Source organism: Methylobacterium sp. (assembly GCF_019745455.1).
In the GTDB taxonomy this organism is placed as follows: Bacteria; Pseudomonadota; Alphaproteobacteria; order Rhizobiales; family Beijerinckiaceae; genus Methylobacterium.
On the sequence record NZ_JAIETD010000018.1, the window covers coordinates 24344 to 46313 of the forward strand.

Sequence of the window (21970 nt, forward strand, 5' to 3'; positions counted from 1 at the left end):
GGCTAATGCCTCGCGCGCCCACTCAGGCGGCGGCCGGAGTCTCGACCTCGGCAAGCTTCTTGTGCAGCTCGCGCTTGAGAAGGCGGGCGCCCTGCGACAGTTCGATCTCACGGGCCTTGATCAGGAAGGCGTCGAGGCCGCCGCGATGCTCCACCGAGCGCAGGGCATGGGCGGTGACGCGCAGGCGCACACGACGCTTCAGAGCGTCCGACTGCAGCGTGACCTGGCACAGGTTCGGCAGGAACCGGCACTTGGTCTTGCGGTTCGAGTGGCTCACGAGGTGGCCGGTCTGCACGGCTTTGCCCGTGAGTTCGCAACGGCGCGACATGGTCTAGGATCCCGTTTCGTTTCGCGGTTCGACCGACCTGGCGGGACGCTTCCACCGCCACTGCGACAAAAGCCTCACGCACGCCTGACCCGATCGATCGGCGCTGTCATTGAAGGCGCGAGGCTATAGGGGCTGGAGGGGGTCTCCGTCAAGGTCGAGCGACCACAAACCATCCGTCTCAAGCTTTGCCAGACTAAGCCTTAGCGGCTTTGCCAGACTTGGCCTCGGCCAACGGTGTGTTAACCATCTTGAGGCGACGATGGCGAGGTCGGCCACTTCGGCCAGCTAGCGACGCGCATTCCACCATGCGATCTCGCGAAAAACCGAGTCCGAAAGCCGAGTCCCGAAAGCCATGTGCGCCATGCGCCTTCTTCTCTCAACCCTCGTCGCGACTGCCGTCGCCGCCGTGCCTGCTATCGCCCGGCCGAAGGCGAGCCCTGCGCTCGTCACGGTCGATTACGGCGTCAACCTCGCCGGCATCCCGATCGGGACCGCGCAGGTCTCCGGCTCGTTCGAGGGCAGCCGCTACAAGATGGACGTGTCGGCCCGCCTCACAGGGCTCGTCGGCGCTGTCACCGGCGGCATGGGGTCAGCCCGCGCCAGCGGATCGATGACCAGCGCACCGCAGCCCTCGACCTTCGCCATCGCGACAAAGACCTCCAACGCCGGAATCGCCGTGCGGATGGCGTTGTCCAGCGGCAACGTCACCCAGGCCGAGATCACGCCGCCGCTGGTCGACCTCGGCGATCGCGTGCCGATCACCGCGGCCAACCGGCGCGGCGTCGTCGATCCGGCCAGTGCCCTGATGATGCCGGCGATCGGCAAGGGTTCGCTCACCGACGCAGAGAACTGCAACCGCACCCTGCCCGTCTTCGACGGCGCCACGCGGTTCAACGTGGTGCTGAGCTACGGCGAGACCCGCAATGTCGAGAAGCCGGGCTATTCCGGCCCCGTTCTCGTCTGCAACGCCCGCTACCAGCCGATCGCCGGTCATCGGCCGGACCGGCCCGGCGTGAAGTTCATGGAGGACAATCGCGACATGTCGGTGTGGCTGGCGCCCGTAGAAGGCACCCGCGTGCTTCTGCCCGTCCGGATCTCGGTGCGCACCACGATCGGCACGAACATCATCGAGGCCACCCGCTGGCAGCGCAGCGGCGGAACCACGACGGCTGCGGCACCCGCTCCGGGCGCGGTGGCGAGCCTCGACGGTCGATAGAGGACCGGCGATGCGCTGGCTTCCGGTGATCGCATTTCTCGCCACCGGTCCGGCCTGCGCCGAAAGCCTCGTTTCTTCTCCGTCCTGCGGAGGCGACGCCTATTCCTCCGCGCAGGTCACCGAGAATCGCCCGTCCCGGCGCGGGCCGATCACCAGCGTTCCGGATACCCTGTGCGCCGACCTCGAACCGCGGCGCGGCTCGACCCGCATCGAGATTTACGGCGTCCCGGGAATCGCCGCGGACGATCCGGCCCTTGGCGGAAGGGGGCGTGCCGCCCCATATGGTGAGGACAGCCGAGGGTCGCGGCCTTATCCCCGACGCGACCGGGGCGACTGATCCGCTCAATCCTCGCGCGTCTTCCATACCGCGCCGACGGCCTCTTTGCCCGAAGGGACCGCTCCTTCACGATGACCCGCCGTTCCCTCCCCCCGCAGGCCCGCTCTCGCGGCGTCACGGCGGTGCTCGGCCCGACCAATACCGGCAAGACGCATCTCGCCATCGAGCGGATGCTGGCCCATCCCACCGGTATGATCGGCCTGCCGCTGCGTCTGCTCGCGCGAGAGGTCTATCTGCGCGTCGTCGCCAAGGTGGGGCCCGAGAAGGTCGCCCTCGTCACCGGCGAGGAGAAGATCAAGCCGGACCGGCCTCGCTACTGGATCTGCACGATCGAGGCGATGCCGCGCGACCTCGACCTCGCCTATGTCGCCATCGACGAGATCCAGCTCGCCGCCGACATGGATCGCGGTCACGTCTTCACCGACCGCCTGCTCCACCAGCGCGGACGCGAAGAGACTCTGCTGATCGGCTCCTCGACCATGCTGCCGCTGGTGCAGTCGCTGATCCCGGGCGTCGCGATCACCACGCGCCCTCGCCTTTCCAAGCTGACCTTCGCCGGCGACAAGAAGATCGGCCGCCTGCCCAGGCGCACGGCCATCGTCGCGTTCTCGGCCGAGGAGGTCTACGCCATCGCCGAGCTGATCCGGCGCCAGCGCGGCGGCGCGGCGGTGGTTCTCGGTGCTCTCTCGCCGCGCACGCGCAACTCCCAGGTCGAGCTCTACCAATCCGGCGACGTCGATTATCTCGTCGCTACCGACGCTGTCGGGATGGGACTCAACCTCGACGTCGACCACGTCGCCTTCGCGGCGAACTGGAAATACGACGGGACCCGCTTTCGCAAGCTCACCCCTCCCGAGATGGGGCAGATCGCCGGACGTGCCGGCCGCCACCTTTCTGACGGCACCTTCGGCTCGACGGGTCGTTGCCCCGCCTTCGAGCCCGAGATGGTCGAGGCGTTGGAGAGCCACAGTTTCGAGCCGTTGCGCGTCCTGCAATGGCGCAACCCCGACCTCGAATTCGGTTCGCTCAAGGCCCTCCAGGAAAGTCTCGACGAGCATCCGCGCGAGAAGGGCTTGACCCGTGCCCCCATGGGCGAGGACCAGTCTGCCCTGGAGATCCTCATGCGCGAGGAGGACATCCGCGATCTCGCGCAGGGGCGGGCCGCGGTGCAGCGCCTATGGGACACCTGCGGCGTGCCGGATTACCGCAAGGTCCACCCCCAAACCCACGCCGACCTCGTCGCCCAACTCTACCGCTTCCTGATGAGGGGGATGGCCGGACGCATCCCCGACGACTGGTTCGCCAAGCACGTGGCGATGATCGACCGCGTCGACGGCGACATCGACGCGCTCTCTCAGAGGATCGCGCAAGGGAGGACCTGGACCTTCGTGGCGAATAGGCCTGACTGGCTTCGCGATCCCCTGCATTGGCAGGGCGAGACGCGTCGGGTAGAGGACAGGCTGTCCGACGCCCTGCACGAACGCCTCGCGAGCCGTTTCGTCGACAGGCGCACCAGCGTCCTGATGCGGCGCCTCAGAGAGAATACGATGTTGGAAGCTGAGATCACCGCCGGCGGCGACGTCACCGTCGAGGGGCAGCATGTCGGCCACCTCCACGGCTTCCGGTTCGTTCCGGACCCTGGTGCCGAGGGCCATGAGGCCAAGACCCTGCGCAGCGCCGCCGAGAAAGCGCTCGGGGGCGAGATCGAGGCACGGGCCGAGCGGTTCGCTACGGCGGCGGATTCGGCGATCGTGCTTTCGCATGACGGCATCATCCGCTGGACCGGCGATCCCGTCGCCAAGCTCGCACCCGGCGACAAGCTGTTCGAGCCGCATGTCCGCCTGGTCGCCGACGAGCACCTCACCGGTCCTGCCCGCGACAAGGTCGAGGGCCGCCTCACCGCCTGGCTCAAGGCCTATGTCGTTCGCCTGCTCGGGCCGCTGATGGAGATCGAGACGGCGGCGGATCTCGTCGGCCTGTCGAAGGGCATCGGCTACCAGGTGGTCGAGGCGCTCGGCGTGCTGGAGCGGTCCAAGGTCATGCACGAGATGCGGAGCCTCGACCAGGAGGGCCGCGGCGCCCTCAGGCGCCATGGGGTACGGTTCGGTGCCTATCACATCTTCCTGCCGGCGCTCCTGAAGCCGGCGCCGCGCACTCTGTCGGCACAGCTCTGGGCGCTGAAGAATGGCGGTCTCGACCAGCGCGGACTCGACGAGATCGCGCATCTCGCAGGCTCAGGCCGCACGTCGATCAAGGTCGATCAGGAGATCGCGAAGGGCCTGTATCGGGCTGCCGGCTTCCGGGTCTGCGGCGAGCGCGCCGTGCGCGTCGACATCCTGGAGCGCCTCGCCGACCTGATCCGCCCTGCGATCGCCTACCGTCCGGGCACCACGGCCGGTGATCCGCCACCGGGCACGGCCGATGACGACACCTTTGTGCCGACGGTCGGGATGACCTCTCTCGTCGGCTGTTCGGGCGAGGATTTCGCCTCGATCCTGAAATCGCTCGGCTACGCGCCGGAGAGCCGACCAGGCGCTGCGATCACGGTCCCGCTGATCCCGGCGGCGGCGACAAAGCCGATTGTGCCGGTGGCTGCGGCAAGCTCGGACGAAACAAGTGTTGTGAGTGAAACCGTTGGCGATGAGAGCGGAACGGAAGCCGTCCTCGACGAGACCGCCGGTCCTTTGGAAGATTCCATCCCCTCGACGAAAGAGGCTGGCGCAGAGATCGAATCCGGGTCGACGGAGGACTCGGTTCTCCCCGAGGACGTTCAAACCCCTGCGGACGAGCCGGTGGCTGTGGGCCTCGAAATCGAGGAGCGTGAACCTGAGGCGCATGAAGGCGAAGCCGTCGAGGCCGTGCCTGCAGAGCCGGACATTGCCGAACCGGAGATGGCCCAACCGGTAGCGGACGCCGCAGCTCTCGCCGAGGCCGTCGAGGAGCCTGTTGCAGCAACCGAGGCCGAGGTTGCGGAAGCCGCGTCCACCGACGCATCCGCAGCCGAGGAGGTCATCACCACCGAAGTCTGGCGGCTTCAGCGTCAGGCGCGCAACGCCAATCCACGCCAGAACCGGCCGCGCAGCGGACGCGACGGAGCTCCAGGTGCTCGCGGAGCCGGCGGCCGTCAGGACGATCGCGGCCAACAGGATCGGCGGCCCGCGGCTGCAAGTGCCGGCGATGGCCGCCGCAATCGGACGGCCGAGGGAGCCTCGCGGCCTCAGGGCTCCGAAGCCCGGCCGGAAGGCGGACGTCCGCCCCGCCGCGAGCGGTTCGAGCCCGGCCGCAACCGTCCGGAACGTCGTGACGAGGCGCGAGGTGCTACCCGCGAGGATCAACGTCCGCCGCGCCGGGAGCGCGCGCCCGATCCGGATTCGCCTTTCGCCAAGCTCGCCGCGCTGAAGGCCCAACTCGAGGCCGACGGCGGGAAGCGCTGAGGCAGATCATTACGACGGACCTCGATGAAGGATGACCGGCAGCGTATCGACAAGTGGCTCTGGTTCGCGCGGTTCGCCAAATCGCGCTCCCTTGCCGCGCGCCTCGTCACCGATGGCTTCGTCCGGCTCAATGGCGTTCGGATCGAGAGCGCGGCGAAGGCCATCGCCTGCGGCGACGTGCTGACGGTGGCGGCGCTACACGGCACCGCAACCGTGCGAGTGCTTGACCTTGGCGAAAGGCGCGGACCGGCTGCCGAAGCGCGGCTGCTCTACGAGGACCTGTCGCCTTCTTCCCCCGACTGAGGGGTAGGTGGCGGCTAGCACCTCGGTGCTTGTCACGACGATTTGCAGGGTCTAGAGCCCTGCCGTCTATGGGCGTGGGTCGAGTAAGGCCTTCACCTTGGACTTTAACCGCCAGGAAAGATGACTGGCGCACCATCCCGCCCGGGCTGCTGTGCACAACCCTATCACGCGCGATATGCCGGCTCCGGACCACCGGATCGAGGACTGAAGGCTCAATGACCTACGTCGTCACCGAGAACTGCATCAAGTGCAAGTACATGGACTGCGTCGAGGTGTGTCCGGTCGACTGCTTCTATGAAGGCGAGAACATGCTCGTCATTCATCCTGACGAGTGCATCGATTGCGGCGTCTGCGAGCCGGAATGCCCTGCCGAGGCGATCAAGCCCGACACCGAGCCGAGCCTCGAGAACTGGCTCAAGGTGAATGCGGATTACGCCAAGAGCTGGCCGAACATCACGCAGAAGAAAGACGCTCCCGCCGACGCGAAGGAATGGGACGGCGTCTCCGGTAAGTTTGAGGCGCATTTCTCCGCCAATCCCGGTACCGGTGATTAAGCCGGGACCGGCCGGGTCAGCGCCTCATAGCGGCATCCGGCGTTTCTCGAAAATCGTGCAGAAGCTTGGCTTAGCCGGGGAAGAGATTGCGGGTTTACGGCCGCAATCCTTTGATTCATGTGCCTGTTTGTGGTACACAGAGCGCCTGCCGTCGTTCTAGCCTGACGTGCCCTTCCTATCCCTGCTGGTGGTTCCCAGTTTTGTTTGGGAAAGAGTTCGGCATGTAACCGATCGTTGAAGGCGTATCCTGCCCTTCGCGGTTGCGTAGTCACGGTCATAGGGCAACGGCAAGCCTGGGAACCGATGGTTTTGGCGTGATGATCACGTTGCGAGCCGGCGGACAGGGGCTGAAGCCGGGTAACCCACCCCGGGCGACATGGTTGAGCACGGGTTTGAACCCGCGCGATGTTCTGGAGGCGCTTCTCGCATGACCACAGCTAAGAAGACGACGGCTGGCCGCCAAGGTTTCAAGACCGGGGAAGCGATTGTTTATCCCGCCCATGGTGTAGGTCGCATCACGGCGATCGAGGAGCAGGAAATCGCTGGCTACAAGCTCGAGCTGTTCGTCGTGTCGTTCGAGAAGGACAAGATGGTTCTGCGAGTGCCGACCGCCAAGGCCAACAGCGTCGGCATGCGCAAGCTCGCCGAGCCGGAACTGGTGAAGAAGGCTCTCGACGTGCTGACCGGCCGCGCGCGCATCAAGCGCACGATGTGGTCGCGCCGCGCTCAGGAGTACGAGGCCAAGATCAATTCTGGTGACCTCCTCTCGGTGACGGAAGTCGTGCGTGACCTGTTCCGCTCTGAGGCTCAGCCCGAGCAGTCCTACAGCGAGCGCCAGCTCTACGAAGCTGCCCTCGATCGGATCGTGCGAGAGATCTCGGCCGTGAATCGCGTGACCGAGACCGAAGCTCTCAAGCTCATCGAGCAGAGCCTCGCGAAGTCGCCGCGCCGCGCCAAGGGTGACGTCGAACCCGAGGGCGACGATCTGCAGGAAGAAGCCGCCTGAGGCACGTCCTCTCGCTTATGATGAGATCACAGGGCCCGGTGCGTCAGCGCCGGGCCTTTTTCGTGCTGCCGCGGCATCCTGACCCGCCTCTCGTCGAAGCGGAACCATGTTTCACTGCTCCCGTTGTCGGTTGCCTGACAAAGGTTTTGCAGCCGCTCCGTTGGCGCGCTTGGCCCTTGCAGTGGAAGCGCTCGGTTCACAGAGGCGGAGGCAGGGATGGCGGATATCGCGGGTATTCGGCGCCAGTTCATTCGCACGGCGATGGAAGCCCCCTTCCTTGCCCGTGACGAGGAGCGAGGGCTCGCAGTGGCGTGGAAGGACAGCCGCAACGAGCAGGCGCTTCATCGGCTTATCTCGGCCCACATGCGCCTCGTCATCGCCATCGCCGGCCGGTTCCGCCATTACGGATTGCCCATGGCCGACCTCGTTCAGGAAGGTCATGTGGGGTTGATGGAAGCGGCGGCTCGGTTCGAGCCGGAGCGCGAGGTGCGCTTCTCCACCTACGCGACATGGTGGATCCGCGCCTCGATCCAGGACTACATCCTGCGCAATTGGTCCATCGTGCGTGGCGGAACGAGTTCGGCGCAAAAGGCGCTGTTCTTCAATCTGCGCCGCCTACGCGCCCGGCTGATGCAATCGACCGAAGAGCATGTGGGCGACGAGATCCATCGCCGCATCGCGACCGCAATCGGGGTGTCGCGCGAGGATGTGGCGCTCATGGATGCGCGGCTGTCCGGCCCGGACATGTCGCTCAACGCTCCGGTCGGTGACGAGAGCGAGGCTTCCTCGGAACGGATGGATTTCCTCGTCGACGGCGCCGAACTGCCTGACGAGACTGTCTCGGCCTCGGTGGATGGAGAGCGGCGCCTGACCTGGCTGAACGAGGCGCTCGCAGTGCTCTCCGAGCGGGAGTTGCGGATCCTCAAGGAGCGGCGCCTCGCCGAGGATCAGGCGACGCTTGAGGCCCTTGGACAAAGGCTCGGTATTTCCAAGGAGCGCGTACGACAGATCGAGAACCGGGCACTCGAGAAGCTCCGTCGCGCCCTTGCCGAGCGCTTTCCTCAGACGGGCGGCAACATCTACGCGTGACGAGAATAGATCGAGGCCGGCCTGAACGTTCGACACACTGTGCCACGCCGATACCCATTGGATTCGTGCCGAGGCGATTTTACCACACTTAACATCCCGACAAGCGAGAGCGGACTTTTGGTCTCGCCGTCAGGTTGAAAACCAATCAAGGTCAACGCCGGAGATTCTGATCACCCGGTATTGCCAAGATGTCCAGGACGATTTGCTTGCTCGCGGCAGGCGTATTCCTAATTCTGTTTATTCTTCCAATCATCCGCTCGATGCGTTGCGACTGGGACGTCGTGAGTTTTCTCGGCTTCGGTTATGCCTCGGTCGCTGCAGCGGAAGTGGCATTTCTGGCCTGGATATTCCTATCCGCGGCCACCGGTACGGTGATTTCACGTGGAAGCTCCCGGAGCGGATCGCGTTCGATGTAGGTCCGGCCGGCGATGACGGAAGCTCATAGCGAGGTTTGGTGTGCCGGCCTCGCTACAGACCCAGACTGCAACCATGAAAGAGGTGTCGCGTGCTTCGCCCTCCTCTCTTCCGATGAGCGAGAGCGGGCCGACCGCTTTCTCAGGCGCGAGGATCGCGACCGCTTCGTCGTGAGCCATGCTGCCTTTCGTTTCGTCCTTGGCCGCGCACTCGACGTCGATCCGAAAGCGCTGCGCTTTGAAACCGGAACGACCGGCAAGCCGGAATTGGCCGGACCCGAGCGGGGTCGCCTCCATATCAACCTGTCGCATTCGGGCGATCAGGCACTCGTCGGCTTCTCAAGGATAGGTAGGATCGGCGTCGACATCGAGATGGTGCGCTCGATCCCGGATGCGCTGCGCATCGCACGGCATCACTTCGCGCCGGAAGAGGTCCGAGACCTCGAACGCCACAATGCCGATACGCTCCTTGACGCATTCATGGGACTTTGGACCCGTAAGGAAGCGTTTGCGAAGGCGTGCGGTCTCGGCCTTTCCCTGCCGCTCGACAGCTTCGTGGTCACCGTCCCCCCGCATCGTGCCGAGGTGCTGAGCATTGGCGGCGACAAGACTGCAGCGCGCGGCTGGAGTCTTCACGGCCTCACGCCCTTTCCCGGCTATGTCGGTGCTGTCGCCATCGAAGGCTGGAGGGTACCGATGAGCGTCACATCGCTCCTGCCAGGTTGGCCGGAGGAACTGAACCTTCCGGGCCGGCTTGCACGAACCGAGGACGAGGGCCGAACGATCGCTTGCGGCAGGGGACGCGGGTCGCTATAGCTCCGGCGCCGGCTTTTGCGCCGGCTGTCGGAGTGTAGCGCAGTCTGGTAGCGCACCACGTTCGGGACGTGGGGGTCGTAGGTTCGAATCCTATCACTCCGACCAATTTCCCGCCCTGATCCATCGCCCTTTTGTGTCTTGGCCTTAGCGGCCCCGATTGAGGTCCTCGACAGGCGGAAAGCTTGCAAGCGGTGCGACAGGCTGGCGACGTGGAGAAGTTCGACGAGGCGTCGCACGGCATCGCCGGCTGGCCCTTCGGAGACTTCCACAAAGCGCCCCCGCTTCCGCAGAACCTTCCGAACGGCAATCGGTGGCCTCTGATTCTGGTCGTCGTGACGGGATCAGCATCGGAACGAGGCGATGCCGCGACACTCGCTTCGGTGGAGCGTCAGGATTATCCGAATCTTCGAAGTCATCGGGTAGAATCCGGCTGTCTCCGCATCGCAGATGTGCTGGAATACGAAGGCGCGGAGTTCTTCTTCGTCATTCGGTCCGGCGATCTTCTCGCTCCCGGCGCGCTCGCTGCCCTTGCTCTCCATGCGGCGCTGATGGGCGCTGACGTCGTGGCCGGCTTGCGCGTCCTGTTCGATCGAGGCGTGCTTGCGGTCGATGCCTCGGCGCAATCGCCGGGCCGGATGAGACCTGCACGCGCTCTTCTGGCTTCCGACATCGATCTTGCGGTTGGTGGCGACTGTCTCTGGAAGAGGGCGGCTGTCGTCGAGGCAGGCGGCAAGGGCATCGAGGCCACCGATCCGATGACGGATCTCTGGAATCGGCTGTCCGAGCAAGGAGCCGAGTTCGCCCGCATCGGACGGCCTGTCCTGCTTCAGCGTTATCCGCGCGGCTCGCTGCCGTCCGCGTATGGGAGCCGGTCGATCGTAGCCCTCACGGATACGGGTTACACCGCAGGTGCCGGCATCGCTCATCGGCGCCTTGCCGAGGCCCTTGGCCTCGCCCACCATCGCCTGACACATGTGGAGTTGAGGTCTGAATCGCCTGCAGCAGCGGCGGAGTGGACCAATTCGTTCCCGAAGACCGAGGCCGCTATCGCTGCAGGCGGTCACGACCTCGTTCTGGCGGGCAATCTCCATGGTGCGACCCGGAGTAACGACATTCTGGGGCGTCTCGGTGCCTCCCTGCCCGTGGCGGCTGTTCTTCACGACCTCTTCCCCCTTACGGGCCGCTGCGCCTTTCCGCAGAGCTGCGCGCTGATCGCCTCGGGATGCGACGCGCGGTGCCCCACCCCCGATCATTACCCACAGCTTCCGCCGACCCGCATCGCTGAGGTCTATGCCCGCAAGCGCGCCGTGCTCGAGGCCCCTGGCGGCCCGATGCTGCTGGCCAATTCGGCCTGGACCGCAATGGCGGCCCGGCACCTTGCCGGAAACGATGCCGGCGTTTTCGAGATGGACCTCGCCTTCCCGACGGGCGTGTTTCGTCCGGAAAGCAAGGCTGTGCTTCGCCAGAGGCTGGGACTGCCGGAAGACGACGTGATCGTGATGTTCGGCGCTGTCATCGTCGACGCGCCGGGAAAGGGCTTTGCCGACCTGTCGGTGGCTCTGAAGGCCATAGCCAGGCCCGGTATCCGCTTCGTGGCAGCCGGACGGCTCGACGACCCATCCGTCTTCGGCCTGCCGGACCTGATCGCGACGGGGCCGATCGGGGACGAGGCCCGCCTGGCCGAATGGTATGGCGCCTGCGACATCTACATCACCGCCAGCCAGACCGAGACTTTGGGGCAGACGCCGGTGGAGGCGGGCTTATGCGGTACGCCGACCGTCGCATATCGCTCCTGCGGATTGACCACGGCCGTCATCGACGGCGTATCGGGATTGTTGACGCCCGTGCGGGCATCAGACCTCGTGAGCAGTATCGAACGCCTGATCGCAGACCCGGAACTTCGCCGCAATCTCGGCGCCTGGGGCCGCATCGCCTTGGAGAACCGCAACAGCTACGCTGCTGCTGCCCTCAGGATGCACGATATCCTGGAGGTCTGGCTCGGACCCCTTCCCGGTACTGCAGGGGCAAGAATTCGGTTCTCCCCCGATCTCATGAGATACTTTGCGTTCTCTGCCGATCGCTACGAGGGAAACGCAGCAACGCTGCAGGTATCGTCCCATCCTGCGCTGCGGCGCCTGAGGCGCGTCAAGCACAGGCTGATGGGGCGAGGTCAGCCATTCTGGCTCAGGAGGCTCATCTACCTTGCGAGCCTCCTGAGCCGCCTTCGGACCGGATCTTCCTGATGCGCGAGACACCGGCGACGCGGCGGATCTTCATCGACCAGACTCATCTACGCGGCCACGTCACCGGCATCGAGCGGGTGGCGATGGATCTCGTGGCCTCGCCGGCCCTGCGATCGCATTCCGTCCGGGAGGTCACCAGTTCCGGCCTGATCAGCCTCGTCGCATGGCAGCAGGTCGGGTTGCCGGCTCTCGGGCTCGCTCACCGGTCCGCCCTCATCGTCTTTCCCGGGTTCCCTCCGGCTCCCCTCTCGCTCGCTCTCGGCAGTCGCTGCCTTGCCTATATCCACGACCTCTTCCTGCTGACGCGGCCGCGGGAGCTGAACTGGAAGAGCCGCCTCTACATGGCGCCGAGCTTCGCCCTGGCGGTACGGTTCGGCCGGCGCTTCTTCGTCAACTCATGTACGACCGGCAAGGCCCTTCGGACCCGGTGCCGGCGCGATGCCCTCGTGGCGCTGCTTCGCCCTCCGGTCCGCGACGTGTTCGGGCTCTCGGACCTCTCAGGGCCGGCCGAGTACCGTGACGGCGAACCCGTTCGGCTTCTTGCCATCGGGACGATCGAGCCGCGCAAGGATTACGGAGCGGCCATCGCTATCGCGGCGGCCCTCAACGCCGGCGGCATCCGGACAGAGTTGCACATCGTCGGCCGAACGGGATGGGGCGAGCACGCCTTCCTCGCCGAACCGCCGCCATTCCTCACCCTGCACGGGTACCTCGACGAAGCCGCGCTGAGGACCCTGGCCGGACGTTGTCACCTCCTCATTTCCACGTCGCGGGCCGAGGGCCTCGGCTTGCCGCTGCTCGAAGTTCAGCATGGCGGCCTGCCGGTGGTGGCTCCCGCGGGCGAGGTCTTCGACGAGGTGCTCGGGGAGTCCGGGTTGTTCATCACCCCCGGCGAGCCTGCCGCCGCGGCAGCGACGCTGGCGACAGCGCTTCGATCCGGCCGGACGCGCGAGATGGCGAGCCGGGCCCGTCCGAACGTTGCGCGTTGGAACGCTCTTGCTCGTGCGGATTCAGGGCGCTTCCAGGCCTTCCTCGCCCAAGGGATCGACGCCTACCGGGACGACCCGGCGGGAGTGGTCGCACCCTCCTGAGCCAGCGGGCCGAATTGCTCACCGTTCACAGCTAACTCGGCAAAGTCGGTCTACTCGGTAACGTGCCGCGTTGACGGGCCCGCAACGATCCCGACTCGTTAGAGGCGCGCTCGCGGCTCTCATCGGTGCCGCAGCGCCGTTCTGCGCTGGCATGCGGGATGCGGAAGGACCTTCGCCCTCGGCCTTTGCAGGGCATCGTGGTTCAGAATGGGACAGTCCCGTTCCAAGACGTCACGATCAGGATGACCGTGCGGCGGACGGTTCAGGGAACGCAACAGATGTTTGAGTTCGGGACCAACATCAGAGGTGAACCGGTGCAGGTGGTGGCAGAGGATCGAAGCCTCGATGCCAAGACCGTCTTTCGGCGCCTGAGGCAGGGTTTCGGCTTCATCGTCCTCGGCGTTCTGTTCATGGTCACCATGGCGGTGGCGACCCTGACGATGCTGCCCCCTCGCTATACGTCGAGCATCCAAATCCTCGTCGACCCGGCCGACCTGCGTGTCCTCGACAACGACATCAGCAGCCGGACGCCTCAGGCCGATAGCGGCGTGTCCCTGGCGGAGAGTCAGGTCCGCGTGATCCAGTCGGACAACGTCCTGCGGCGCGTCGTGCGCAAGCTCGACCTCGCCGCGGATGACGAGTTCCTACGTCCACCCTCCTCCAGCCCCCTGATCAATGGGGTGAAGCAGGTGCTGGGGATGGAGGCGCCCCTGGCGGGGCGAGACCCAGTGAACCTTGCCCTCGATTCCCTCAAGCTGAAGACCACGGTGCGGCGTCCCGAGCGCACCTTCGTGATCGACGTCACCGTCGAAACCACTGTTCCTGAGAAGTCGGCCACAATCGCCAATACGATCGGCGAGGCCTTCTTCGCGGAAGAGGCGGCGGCGCGGACCGAGGTCGCCCGCCGCGCATCGGAATCCTTGAGCGGTCGTCTCGCCGCCCTTCGGCAGGGTGTCGAGGACGCGGAACGGAAGGTCGTCCGCTATCGCCAGGACAACAAGCTCGTGAGCACCAGTGGCCGGCTTCTTTCCGACCAGCAGCTCGGTGACCTCAACCAGCAGCTCGTCACCGCCTCGATCCGCGCCGCCGAGGCCCGCCAGCGCCTCGATCAGGCCAAGCGCATGAGGGCCGGCGAGGCAGGGACGTCGCTGCCAGAGATGCTCCAATCCCTCGAGATGCAGAACCTCCGCCAGCAATACGCTACGCTGTCGCGTAACACCGCCGAGCTCGCCACGCGGCTGGGCGAGCGCCATCCCGCGATGGCCGAGCAATACGCGCAGCAGCGCGACCTTCAGCGCCTGATCCAGCGCGAGAAGGAGCGGATCATCGACACGTCCCAGAAGGACTACGACCGGGCAGCGGCCAGCGAAGCCACGATCCGCAAGAGTCTGGAGGCGGCCAAGACCGAGACCGCGACCAACGACCGCGCCAATGTCGGCCTGCGCGAGCTGGAGCGAGAACTCGAATCCCGCAAGGCGGTCTACGAGACCTTCCTGCGACGGTCCGGCGAGACGAAGGAGCAGGAGCGGCTCAACAACGCGAATGTCCGCATCATCTCATCAGCGACGCCGGCGCGCGTACGCAGTTGGCCGCCTTCCCCCAAGATCATTCTGCCGATAGCTCTGGCCATCGGTGCGGCTCTCGGCGCCGGCATCGCGCTCCTTCTCGGCGCAGGTCGAGACCGTCGGCGGTCGAGGCACGGAAACGTCGCTCGGAGCCGAAGCTTCCGAGCCGTCGATGCGTGATACCTAGTTGCGATTGAACCTGGACGCGGGTGGGCCGCTTGTTGGAAATGGGTAATACCAGCCGATGTCACGTTGGACCGATGCATGCATGTCCTCGCAGCGTGATGTTGCCATCGTCTCCTGGACGAAGGCGGTTGTTCGGCTCCGTGGAGATGCTGTGACTGTCAGTACGAATTCCCTCGAAAGGGTCGCTGTAGGTATGCGGGGCGAAGGATCTGCATCGATCGCCCCTGTCGCCATGACGGGACCATCGCCATGGGCGTGACCCTTTTCGGTCTTGAATTCGCGTCGGGCAGTGCCGCCGACATCCTCGCCACGGCCGGCATGACAGCCGCGGGCCGGCCGCGCCTCATCGTCACCGCCAACATGGATCATATCGTTAGCCTTTCCGAGAACGCGGCCTTTCGGCATGCCTATTCGGGCGCTGTGGCTCGAACACTCGACGGCATGCCGCTGGTCTGGCTCGCTCGCTTGAAGGGACACAAACAGGCTCACCGCGTCACCGGGCACGACATCTTGGCAGCGGTTTTGGCGAGTCCTTGGACGGAAGACCGTCGGGTCTTTCTCGTCTGTTCTGACGATCGCGTCGGAGACGCCGCTACCGAGCGGCTGCACCGAGCCGGGGCTGAGCCAGGATCGGTCGCGTTTGCGGTCCCTCCGCTCGGGTTCGAGCGGGACGCTGCCTATTCCTCATGGCTCGCGGCGGAGGTGAAGGCTCACGGGTCGACGCTCGTCATCATGGCGGTCGGAGCGCCGAAATCCGAGATTTGGGTCGATCAGCAGGGTGCTGCGATGGGTGCGCCGATCGTGGCGGCCGTCGGCGACGCATTGAGCGTGGCGGCGGGCCTACAGCCCCGCGCGCCGGTGTTCATGCAGCGGAACGGCCTCGAATGGCTGTTCCGGTTCGTGCAGAATCCGAAACGATTGTTCCACCGTTATTTTGTCCGTTCATGGCGGTTCCTCGCCCTGATCGGTACGGAACTGTCGGATGGACGAGGCGATCCTCCACCGACGCGCCGGAGCACGGCCGAGGAAGCAGCCTCGAAGATCTGAAGCGACAGACCTCCTCCGCTCATGCGAACGGCCGCACCGACCCACTGACTGAGCGTCAGAAGAGTTCGGGATGCCGGAGCCTGAGGGCAAGGAGCAGCGTGAGCGTCTTCATATCGGTGAGTTCTCCGGCATCGCTCATAGCCGCCAGCGTCGCGAGCTCGATCTCACGGACGATGATGTTCTCCTGCTCCTCGGCGAGCCCGCCACCACTACCGTGACGATCCTTGGCGCGGTAAGGCCCGAGGTAGAGGTCCATCTGCTCGGTGGAGATACCGGGCATGCTCCAGACGGTGCCGACATGTTCGAGGGCGCCGAGCGTCACACCCACCTCCTCACTCGCTTCCCGCTTCGCCCCCTCTTCCGGGTCGTTCTCGTCGAGCAGGCCTGCAGGCACCTCGATCAAGGACGTGATGCCCGAGGCGAGGAAAGCAGGCGGCCGGAACTGCTCGACGAGAAGAGCGACTTTGCGATCCGGGTCGTAGGGCAGGACGGCGACGGCGCGGCCATGATCCTCGATCTCGCGCTTGATGCGGCTTCCATCCGCCAGCGTGATGTCCGCGACGAGGAACCGGCTCCATCCGTCGTGAACGATGCGCGTGCCGCCAATCGTTGGTGCCATCCTGTCCCTCTCTCGTCCTGCATGCGGTGAAGCGTCGATAGTCAGGACGTTCTGCGCATCCCGGGTCGATACCAACCAAGATAGCGCATGAATGAGGCCGACCGACCGAAGGACCTTCGAGCGCCGGCTAGGGACCGACTGGATCGTGACGTCGAATGGTGAAACGTAGAGCGGCCCCTGCCCTCTCCTGATCTTCCAGGTGATCGCCTTCCTCAAGCACGAGATGGGGAATATCGATCGCTGCCAGTGGATCGGTGCAAGTGACGGTGATGGTGGCACCAGGGGTGAGCGACCGCAGGGCACGGCGCGTGCGAAGGACCGGAAGCGGACACTTCAGGCCCGTGAGATCCAGCTCCAGACGATGTCCCGAATCGGTCATCTCACGCACTCCATCACGTCATGCGAAAGCCCCGCCCTCGATGTTCGAGGACGGGGCTTCATCGGTAGAGTTGGACCTGGTCAGACGGCCCGCTCGAGGCCGTAATGCTCAGTAGCCGTAGTAACCGTAGCCGTGGGACGGATAGCCATAGCCGTAGACCGGACGGGCGTATCCGTAACCGTAGGCAGGTCGGGCATAGCCGTACCCGTAGGCCGGACGGGCATAGCCGTAATCGTAGTAGCCGTAGCGAGGTGCGGCGCTCGCGGCGAGGGCGCCGCCGATGATGCCGAGGGCCGCACCGGCCGCCAGGGCACCGCCGACGCCGACGCCGCGACGGCCGTAACCGCGGCCATAGCCCCCGCCATAGTAACCGCCGCGATAACGAACCTCTTCGACGTGACCAGCCTGGCCGGCGATCTGCGCTGACGTCACCGCTGCGAGCGGAGCCGCCTGAGCCGGGGTGAACGAGCCGGCCATCATGCCGATGGCGGTCGTTCCGGCGAGGGCGGCGGTCAGGATGCGCGACATAGGGAAACCTCCATCTCGATAATGAGCCTAAAAGATCACTGACAAGATGAACCGTAACCGAACGCCTGAGTTCCTTGCGTGCGCGCGAACACCGCGGAACCGGCGCTCTTCCGGTCGGGTTAAAATGCGCAGGTCTCGAAGGCGGGCTCTACCGAACGGTGCCACTCGCTCTCGAACTTGGCGAGCCGCTCCTCCGCCAGCGAACGGCCGGCTGCGACGATTGCTTCGAGCGGTTGAAGGTAGATCGCCTCGTCACGTCCGTTGCCATCTCGCCGTGCGCGGGCAGTCAGCCCGCGGCGCGCGATGGCGAGAGCCTCGGCCGCCACGGCACCGACACTCCGTCCTCCGATGCTGGCCGCGAGCCCGAGACGCGGCGCGGTTGCGCGCAGGGATTCGCGATCGGCTGCGCTCCATTCCTTAACAAGGTCGCTGCCGTCGGAGAGCGCGCGGGCATCGTACAGAAGGCCTACCCAGAAAGCGGCCTGCGCGGCGATCATCGCCGGACCGCCGACATCGGCCCCACGCATCTCGATGAAGCGCTTCAGCCTCACCTCCGGAAAGGCGGTGGAGGCGTGGTTCGCCCAGTCGGAGACGGTGGCGTACTCGCCCGGCATGGCCGCCAAGCGGCCGGCCATGAGATCGCGGAACGAGGCACCGGAGACATCGTGATAAGTCTCGCCGCGCTTCACGAAATACATCGGCATGTCGAGGAGCCAGTCGACGTAAGTTTCGTAACCGAACCCCTCAGTGAAGGCCTGCGGCAGCATGCCAGTACGGTCCGGATCGGTGTGACGCCAGATTTCCGAGCGGCGCGACAGATAGCCGTTCGGGCGGCCATCCGTGAAGGGGGAGTTCGCGAAGAGGGCGGTCGCCACAGGCTGGAGCGCGAGCGCAACCCGCATCTTGGCGGCCATGTCGGCCTCCGAGCAGAAGTCGAGGTTGACCTGAACGGTGGCGGTCCTGAGCATCATGTCGAGGCCGAGAGTGCCGACCTTCGGCATGTAGGCCGCCATGATCCGGTAGCGACTTTTCGGCATGATCGGCGTCTGATCGCGGGTCCATTTCGGACTCATGCCGAGATCGAGGAAACCGATGCCGAGGGGTTTCGCTACGGCCGCAGCAGCCTCCAAATGGGTGTTCAGTTCCGCGAGCGTGTGGTGAACGTCGGGCAGCGGCGCCCCCGACAGCTCGAACTGCCCGCCCGGTTCGAGGGAGATCGCCCCGCCCTCGGCACCGGCGAGGCCGATGATATGCCCTGCATCCTCGATACCCTCCCAGCCGGTGCGCTCCTTGAGCCCTTCGAGGAGGGCGCGGATGCCGTTCTCGCCCTCGTAGGGGACGGGCCTGTTGCCGTCACGGTAGAACGGGATCTTCTCGTGCTCGGTGCCGATGGAGAAGCGCGAACCCGGCTTCTCGCCGGCCGCGAACCAGGCGATCAACTCCGCACGCGTTGTGAGCGGCGTGGTGTCGGACGTGTCGCGCGCCATGCGCTGCCTCGCGGTGAAGGAAGGGCCGTCCTCCGGTCAAGAGGCATGCCGTAAGGCGGGGCAAGCATGCCCCTTGGGTTGATGTCGCCTCCTTAGTCCAGCCGACAAGGTCGAACAACGCGCCGCGACGTCAACGTGTGTCCCCCAGCACCGACTGCACGAGGGCAAGTGCGACGACGGCAGCGGTATCGGCGCGGAGGATGCGAGGTCCGAGAGAGAGGGCGACCGTGTTCGGGCGCTCGAGGATGAGGGCGCGCTCTTCCGCCGCGAACCCGCCCTCAGGTCCGATAAGCACGGCGAGGGGCGGCGGAGCACCCGGATCCGCAGCTTGCTTGAGAGCCTCAATGGGGTCCGATACGGCGGCATCCTCGTCGCAGAACACGAGCAGTCTTTCCAGAGAGAGATCGGCCAAGGCCGCAGGCAGACGTGCCGGCTGCGGCAGATCGGGGATGGCGAGGATGCCGCATTGCTCGGCAGCCTCGATGGCGTTCGCCCGCAGCCTCTCGGTGTTCAACTTCTCGCCCTGCGTATAGCGCGTGAAAACCGGCCGGATGGTGCCAGCCCCCATTTCCACCGCCTTCTGGGCCAAGTAGTCCAGCCTGGCGCTCTTGAGCGGAGCGAACAGGTAGTGGAGGTCGGCCTTGCCTGGCTGCGGCCGAGTCCGCTCGAGCAACGTCAACTCTGCGCTCTTTCGCCCGGTCTGGCCGATTGCGGCGCGCCATTCGCCGTCCCGGCCGTTGAAGACCAGAACGGGATCCTGGGGCCCGCGGCGCAGGACGTTGAGGAGATAGTTCGCCTGTGCCCTGTCGAGGGGGAGGATCGCCCCGGCCAGCAACGGCGAATCAATGTAGAGGCGTGGGGCGGTGAAGTCATAGGCTGCCATGCCGGCGTCGTCGCGTGAGGGTTCGAGCGTGTCAACGCTGCAGCGCATTGCTCCTCGCCGTCAGTATTGCAGAAATGCAACGGATCTCGGTTTTCTCATCGTTCCCCACATGGCAGCGTCGCCGATCCTTTGCGGTTCGAAAGACGCCACATTCCTATGCGGAAAGGTCAGCCATTCGGATTGCTGTCGCTGCCTGACGGGCGAACTCTCGATATCGAGGGCACCCGTGGCAGGTCCCGGTTGATGACGCCGGGATGGGATGGGTGAGAGGGAGCTCGGGAATGTCTTTGAATCGTATCGCGTTGGCGGTGTCCGCGTGTGTCGCCGGCATGGTGATTGCCGGCCCAGCCCTGGCGCAAAGTGTCGATTGCGGCGCGATCCAGAAGACGCTTCAGGACCGCAAGGATCTCGTGGCCAAGGCCAACTCGGCATCGAACTCGAAGAATAAGATGACGCCGCAGGCCGCCTGCGCGCTCTTCGGCAAGCTCCAGTCGAACGGCACCGAGGGCGTCAAGTGGATCGCCGCCAACAAGGAGTGGTGCTCGATCCCGGATTCCTTCGCCGAGGGCTTCAAGGCCGACCACGTCAAGGTCGGTGGCATCAAGACCAAGGTCTGCGCCGTGGCCGCCCAGGCTTCCAAGATGGAATCCCAGGCCCGTGCCCAGGCGTCCAACGGCGGCGGCGGCCTGCTCGGCGGTCCTGGCCTCACCGGCAGCATGAAGATGCCTCAGGGCGCCCTCTGATCCGCATGACATCGACGCTGCTGCGGCCGTGCCAGAGCCGCTGATGGCCGATGGCAGGGTCGCCGATGCGGTGGCCGGTCATTGGGTGGACAGGTTGGCGCCGCGCGCGGCTCGGCCCTATCTGCGTCTCGCCAGGATCGACCGGCCGGTGGGCTGGTGGCTCCTGCTCCTGCCGTGCTGGTGGTCCTCGGCCCTCGCGGCGGTCGCGGCAGGGAGCCCCTATCCGGACCCCTGGCACCTTGCACTCTTCCTCGTTGGCGCCATCGCCATGCGGGGAGCCGGCTCGACCTTCAACGACATCGCCGACCGGGACATCGACGCGAAGGTCGAGCGCACGCGCGGCCGTCCCCTGCCCTCGGGACAGGTGAGGCCTCGCCACGCCGCGATCTTCCTCGTTGCGCAAGCCCTCGTCGGGTTTCTGGTGCTGATGCAGTTCAATGGCACGGCCATTGGCGTCGGCCTGGTTTCCCTGGTGCCGGTGGCGATCTATCCGTTCATGAAACGGGTCATGCCGATGCCGCAGCTCGTGCTCGGATTCGCCTTCGCTTGGGGGGCGTTGATGGGCTGGGCCGCTTTGTTCGGCCGTGTCGAGGTGCCTGCCCTGCTTCTCTATGCCGGCACGATCGCCTGGGTGATCGGATACGACACCATCTATGCGGTGCAGGACATCGAAGACGACGAGATCGCGGGCATTCGCTCCTCGGCCCGCTTCTTCGGGGCCATCGTCAGGCCTGCAGTGGGTCTCTTCTACGCTGCGGCGGCGCTCGGGATCGGTCTCGCCGCCTGGCTTTCGGGAACCGGCGTCATGGGATGGCTTGGGCTCGTGCTCTTTGCAGGGCATCTCTCAAGTCAGGTTCTGCGATTGCGGGAGAGGGATGGGCGCCGCGCCCTTGCCCTGTTCCGGTCTAACCGCGACGCGGGTCTGATCCTGTTCGCCGGTCTCGCCGCCGACGCGATATTGCAGGCCTGGCTTCGGGCCTAAGGACAGTTCAGGACAGTTCAGGACAGCGCGCCGCTGATGATCTCCGATTCGCCGCGATGGATCAGCGGCCGGACGGGCAATTGCCCTGTCTTGCGGCGGACGAGAAAGCGGGGACGCCTGTTGCTCAAGGATCCATGCCGCCGACGCTGACGGGTGGTTCCGAGAGAAACCGGCCCGATCTGGCGCGAGACGGTGGCAAGCTGCCCGTCCTCGCGGACGATCATCCGCGGCAGGCCCGACTTGGCGGCGACATCGCGCCAGATGGCGACGACGTCGTCCTCATGGAATGGCCCGAGCCTTCCAAGCGTCTGGCCCTCGGCATCGACGACGAGGAGCGCGAAGCAATCGTCACCGCAAGCCTCGGGATCGTCCCCAGCAAAGCTCAGGGCGATCCCGGCGGGGCTGCTGCTGCCGGGAATACGTCCGAACATAGGGAGACGGGATACGACGAGACCGGTGATGGAGGCAGATATGCCATCCTGGCCGATGACCTCATGCGCCTCAGTGAAAATGGTTGCTGAAGTCTTCATCGCGAAGGTTGCTTTCTAGCTTGCTAATGCACAGTCTCACTGCGCGTCATGACAAGCATATTTGGGTCAGATCTCCTTTAGACGCCTTAAGAGTGACAGTTAAGCGATCGTGGCTCCGATGAAAGCCATCGGAATGCTCAACGGTTCCTTGCCATGATCATCGAGAGGTGCGGCATCCCCACCGAAGCGCC

At 65.5% G+C, this 21970-nt stretch carries 21 protein-coding genes and 1 tRNA gene; 15 read left to right on the top strand and 7 right to left on the bottom strand.

From position 1 onward, the window contains the following. Positions 1–22: 22 nt before the first annotated feature. Entirely contained in the window at positions 23–328 is a 306-nt protein-coding gene (rpmB, locus tag K2Y56_RS02930) for a 50S ribosomal protein L28 (protein WP_292504820.1), read from the bottom strand. Between the two features lie 352 nt (positions 329–680). Between rpmB and K2Y56_RS02935 the strand changes: the two genes are divergently transcribed. The 13 genes from K2Y56_RS02935 (at position 681) to K2Y56_RS02995 (ending at position 15628) form a co-directional block, all read left to right on the top strand. Next, positions 681–1544: a DUF3108 domain-containing protein gene (locus tag K2Y56_RS02935; RefSeq protein ID WP_292504822.1), complete on the top strand. Its 864-nt coding sequence runs from the start codon at positions 681–683 to the stop codon at positions 1542–1544. A gap of 10 nt (positions 1545–1554) precedes the next feature. Continuing rightward, positions 1555–1881, top strand: a complete 327-nt coding sequence (locus K2Y56_RS02940; RefSeq protein WP_292504825.1) for a hypothetical protein — start codon at positions 1555–1557, stop codon at positions 1879–1881. A gap of 71 nt (positions 1882–1952) precedes the next feature. After that, complete coding sequence (locus K2Y56_RS02945; RefSeq protein WP_292504827.1) at positions 1953–5315, top strand: helicase-related protein; 3363 nt, start codon at positions 1953–1955, stop codon at positions 5313–5315. A gap of 24 nt (positions 5316–5339) precedes the next feature. Further along, positions 5340–5618, top strand: coding sequence for an RNA-binding S4 domain-containing protein (locus K2Y56_RS02950; RefSeq protein WP_292504830.1), 279 nt, complete (start codon positions 5340–5342; stop codon positions 5616–5618). A 215-nt stretch (positions 5619–5833) separates the two neighbouring features. Continuing rightward, positions 5834–6172, top strand: a complete 339-nt coding sequence (fdxA, locus tag K2Y56_RS02955; RefSeq protein WP_292504833.1) for a ferredoxin FdxA — start codon at positions 5834–5836, stop codon at positions 6170–6172. Between the two features lie 427 nt (positions 6173–6599). Beyond that, positions 6600–7178 carry a CarD family transcriptional regulator gene (locus tag K2Y56_RS02960; RefSeq protein ID WP_292504836.1) on the top strand — a complete coding sequence of 193 codons (579 nt, stop codon included), beginning with the start codon at positions 6600–6602 and terminating at the stop codon, positions 7176–7178. A gap of 216 nt (positions 7179–7394) precedes the next feature. Next, the gene (locus K2Y56_RS02965; protein WP_292504837.1) at positions 7395–8267 is read left to right on the top strand and encodes an RNA polymerase factor sigma-32; all 873 of its coding nucleotides are present in this window, start codon (positions 7395–7397) and stop codon (positions 8265–8267) included. A 584-nt stretch (positions 8268–8851) separates the two neighbouring features. Beyond that, entirely contained in the window at positions 8852–9496 is a 645-nt protein-coding gene (locus tag K2Y56_RS02970; protein WP_292504840.1) for a 4'-phosphopantetheinyl transferase superfamily protein, read from the top strand. 28 nt (positions 9497–9524) lie between these two features. Continuing rightward, positions 9525–9601 (top strand) — tRNA-Pro (locus K2Y56_RS02975). A gap of 86 nt (positions 9602–9687) precedes the next feature. Further along, positions 9688–11739 carry a glycosyltransferase gene (locus K2Y56_RS02980; RefSeq protein ID WP_292504843.1) on the top strand — a complete coding sequence of 684 codons (2052 nt, stop codon included), beginning with the start codon at positions 9688–9690 and terminating at the stop codon, positions 11737–11739. Continuing rightward, positions 11739–12830 (top strand): glycosyltransferase, encoded by a 1092-nt coding sequence (locus tag K2Y56_RS02985; RefSeq protein ID WP_292504846.1) that lies wholly within the window; start codon positions 11739–11741, stop codon positions 12828–12830. Before K2Y56_RS02980 ends, K2Y56_RS02985 begins: the two co-directional genes overlap by 1 nt. Before the next feature lie 278 nt (positions 12831–13108). Beyond that, positions 13109–14575 carry a GumC family protein gene (locus K2Y56_RS02990; RefSeq protein WP_292504849.1) on the top strand — a complete coding sequence of 489 codons (1467 nt, stop codon included), beginning with the start codon at positions 13109–13111 and terminating at the stop codon, positions 14573–14575. 255 nt (positions 14576–14830) lie between these two features. Continuing rightward, the gene (locus K2Y56_RS02995; protein WP_292504852.1) at positions 14831–15628 is read left to right on the top strand and encodes a WecB/TagA/CpsF family glycosyltransferase; all 798 of its coding nucleotides are present in this window, start codon (positions 14831–14833) and stop codon (positions 15626–15628) included. A gap of 55 nt (positions 15629–15683) precedes the next feature. Here the strand turns inward: K2Y56_RS02995 and K2Y56_RS03000 are convergent, their stop codons facing one another. The 5 genes from K2Y56_RS03000 to K2Y56_RS03020 all read right to left on the bottom strand — a co-directional run bounded on the left by K2Y56_RS03000 (position 15684) and on the right by K2Y56_RS03020 (position 19524). Beyond that, positions 15684–16247 carry an NUDIX hydrolase gene (locus tag K2Y56_RS03000; RefSeq protein ID WP_292504854.1) on the bottom strand — a complete coding sequence of 188 codons (564 nt, stop codon included), beginning with the start codon at positions 16245–16247 and terminating at the stop codon, positions 15684–15686. Between the two features lie 127 nt (positions 16248–16374). After that, positions 16375–16626, bottom strand: coding sequence for a sulfurtransferase TusA family protein (locus tag K2Y56_RS03005; protein ID WP_292504856.1), 252 nt, complete (start codon positions 16624–16626; stop codon positions 16375–16377). Positions 16627–16734: 108 nt separating this feature from the next. Next, the gene (locus K2Y56_RS03010; RefSeq protein ID WP_292504859.1) at positions 16735–17154 is read right to left on the bottom strand and encodes a hypothetical protein; all 420 of its coding nucleotides are present in this window, start codon (positions 17152–17154) and stop codon (positions 16735–16737) included. Positions 17155–17273: 119 nt separating this feature from the next. Beyond that, the gene (locus tag K2Y56_RS03015) at positions 17274–18641 is read right to left on the bottom strand and encodes a glutamate--cysteine ligase (protein WP_292504862.1); all 1368 of its coding nucleotides are present in this window, start codon (positions 18639–18641) and stop codon (positions 17274–17276) included. A gap of 130 nt (positions 18642–18771) precedes the next feature. Then, positions 18772–19524: a 16S rRNA (uracil(1498)-N(3))-methyltransferase gene (locus K2Y56_RS03020; protein ID WP_292504863.1), complete on the bottom strand. Its 753-nt coding sequence runs from the start codon at positions 19522–19524 to the stop codon at positions 18772–18774. Positions 19525–19853: 329 nt separating this feature from the next. On the opposite strand from K2Y56_RS03020, the gene K2Y56_RS03025 reads away from it, so the two are divergent. Next, the gene (locus tag K2Y56_RS03025; protein WP_292504958.1) at positions 19854–20267 is read left to right on the top strand and encodes a hypothetical protein; all 414 of its coding nucleotides are present in this window, start codon (positions 19854–19856) and stop codon (positions 20265–20267) included. Between the two features lie 43 nt (positions 20268–20310). Further along, positions 20311–21249: a 4-hydroxybenzoate octaprenyltransferase gene (gene ubiA, locus K2Y56_RS03030; RefSeq protein WP_292504865.1), complete on the top strand. Its 939-nt coding sequence runs from the start codon at positions 20311–20313 to the stop codon at positions 21247–21249. A 17-nt stretch (positions 21250–21266) separates the two neighbouring features. Here ubiA and K2Y56_RS03035 read toward each other — a convergent pair whose 3' ends face one another. Continuing rightward, on the bottom strand, positions 21267–21680 hold the full coding sequence (locus tag K2Y56_RS03035) for a DUF6101 family protein (RefSeq protein WP_292504963.1): 414 nt from the start codon (positions 21678–21680) through the stop codon (positions 21267–21269). Positions 21681–21970: the final 290 nt, after the last annotated feature.

Excerpts from the sequence above, each read along its gene's own strand:
- K2Y56_RS02965 (WP_292504837.1), top strand. The coding sequence starts at position 7,395 with ATGGCGGATATCGCGGGTATTCGGCGCCAGTTCATTCGCACGGCGATG.
- K2Y56_RS03010 (WP_292504859.1), bottom strand. The coding sequence starts at position 17,154 with ATGTCGCGCATCCTGACCGCCGCCCTCGCCGGAACGACCGCCATCGGC.
- K2Y56_RS02985 (WP_292504846.1), top strand. The coding sequence starts at position 11,739 with ATGCGCGAGACACCGGCGACGCGGCGGATCTTCATCGACCAGACTCAT.
- fdxA (WP_292504833.1), top strand. The coding sequence starts at position 5,834 with ATGACCTACGTCGTCACCGAGAACTGCATCAAGTGCAAGTACATGGAC.
- K2Y56_RS02940 (WP_292504825.1), top strand. The coding sequence starts at position 1,555 with ATGCGCTGGCTTCCGGTGATCGCATTTCTCGCCACCGGTCCGGCCTGC.
- K2Y56_RS03025 (WP_292504958.1), top strand. The coding sequence starts at position 19,854 with ATGGTGATTGCCGGCCCAGCCCTGGCGCAAAGTGTCGATTGCGGCGCG.
- K2Y56_RS02995 (WP_292504852.1), top strand. The coding sequence starts at position 14,831 with ATGGGCGTGACCCTTTTCGGTCTTGAATTCGCGTCGGGCAGTGCCGCC.
- K2Y56_RS03005 (WP_292504856.1), bottom strand. The coding sequence starts at position 16,626 with ATGACCGATTCGGGACATCGTCTGGAGCTGGATCTCACGGGCCTGAAG.
- K2Y56_RS02990 (WP_292504849.1), top strand. The coding sequence starts at position 13,109 with ATGTTTGAGTTCGGGACCAACATCAGAGGTGAACCGGTGCAGGTGGTG.
- K2Y56_RS02935 (WP_292504822.1), top strand. The coding sequence starts at position 681 with ATGTGCGCCATGCGCCTTCTTCTCTCAACCCTCGTCGCGACTGCCGTC.
- K2Y56_RS03020 (WP_292504863.1), bottom strand. The coding sequence starts at position 19,524 with ATGGCAGCCTATGACTTCACCGCCCCACGCCTCTACATTGATTCGCCG.
- K2Y56_RS03035 (WP_292504963.1), bottom strand. The coding sequence starts at position 21,680 with ATGTTCGGACGTATTCCCGGCAGCAGCAGCCCCGCCGGGATCGCCCTG.
- K2Y56_RS02945 (WP_292504827.1), top strand. The coding sequence starts at position 1,953 with ATGACCCGCCGTTCCCTCCCCCCGCAGGCCCGCTCTCGCGGCGTCACG.
- rpmB (WP_292504820.1), bottom strand. The coding sequence starts at position 328 with ATGTCGCGCCGTTGCGAACTCACGGGCAAAGCCGTGCAGACCGGCCAC.
- K2Y56_RS02950 (WP_292504830.1), top strand. The coding sequence starts at position 5,340 with ATGAAGGATGACCGGCAGCGTATCGACAAGTGGCTCTGGTTCGCGCGG.
- K2Y56_RS03000 (WP_292504854.1), bottom strand. The coding sequence starts at position 16,247 with ATGGCACCAACGATTGGCGGCACGCGCATCGTTCACGACGGATGGAGC.
- K2Y56_RS03015 (WP_292504862.1), bottom strand. The coding sequence starts at position 18,641 with ATGGCGCGCGACACGTCCGACACCACGCCGCTCACAACGCGTGCGGAG.
- ubiA (WP_292504865.1), top strand. The coding sequence starts at position 20,311 with ATGGCCGATGGCAGGGTCGCCGATGCGGTGGCCGGTCATTGGGTGGAC.
- K2Y56_RS02960 (WP_292504836.1), top strand. The coding sequence starts at position 6,600 with ATGACCACAGCTAAGAAGACGACGGCTGGCCGCCAAGGTTTCAAGACC.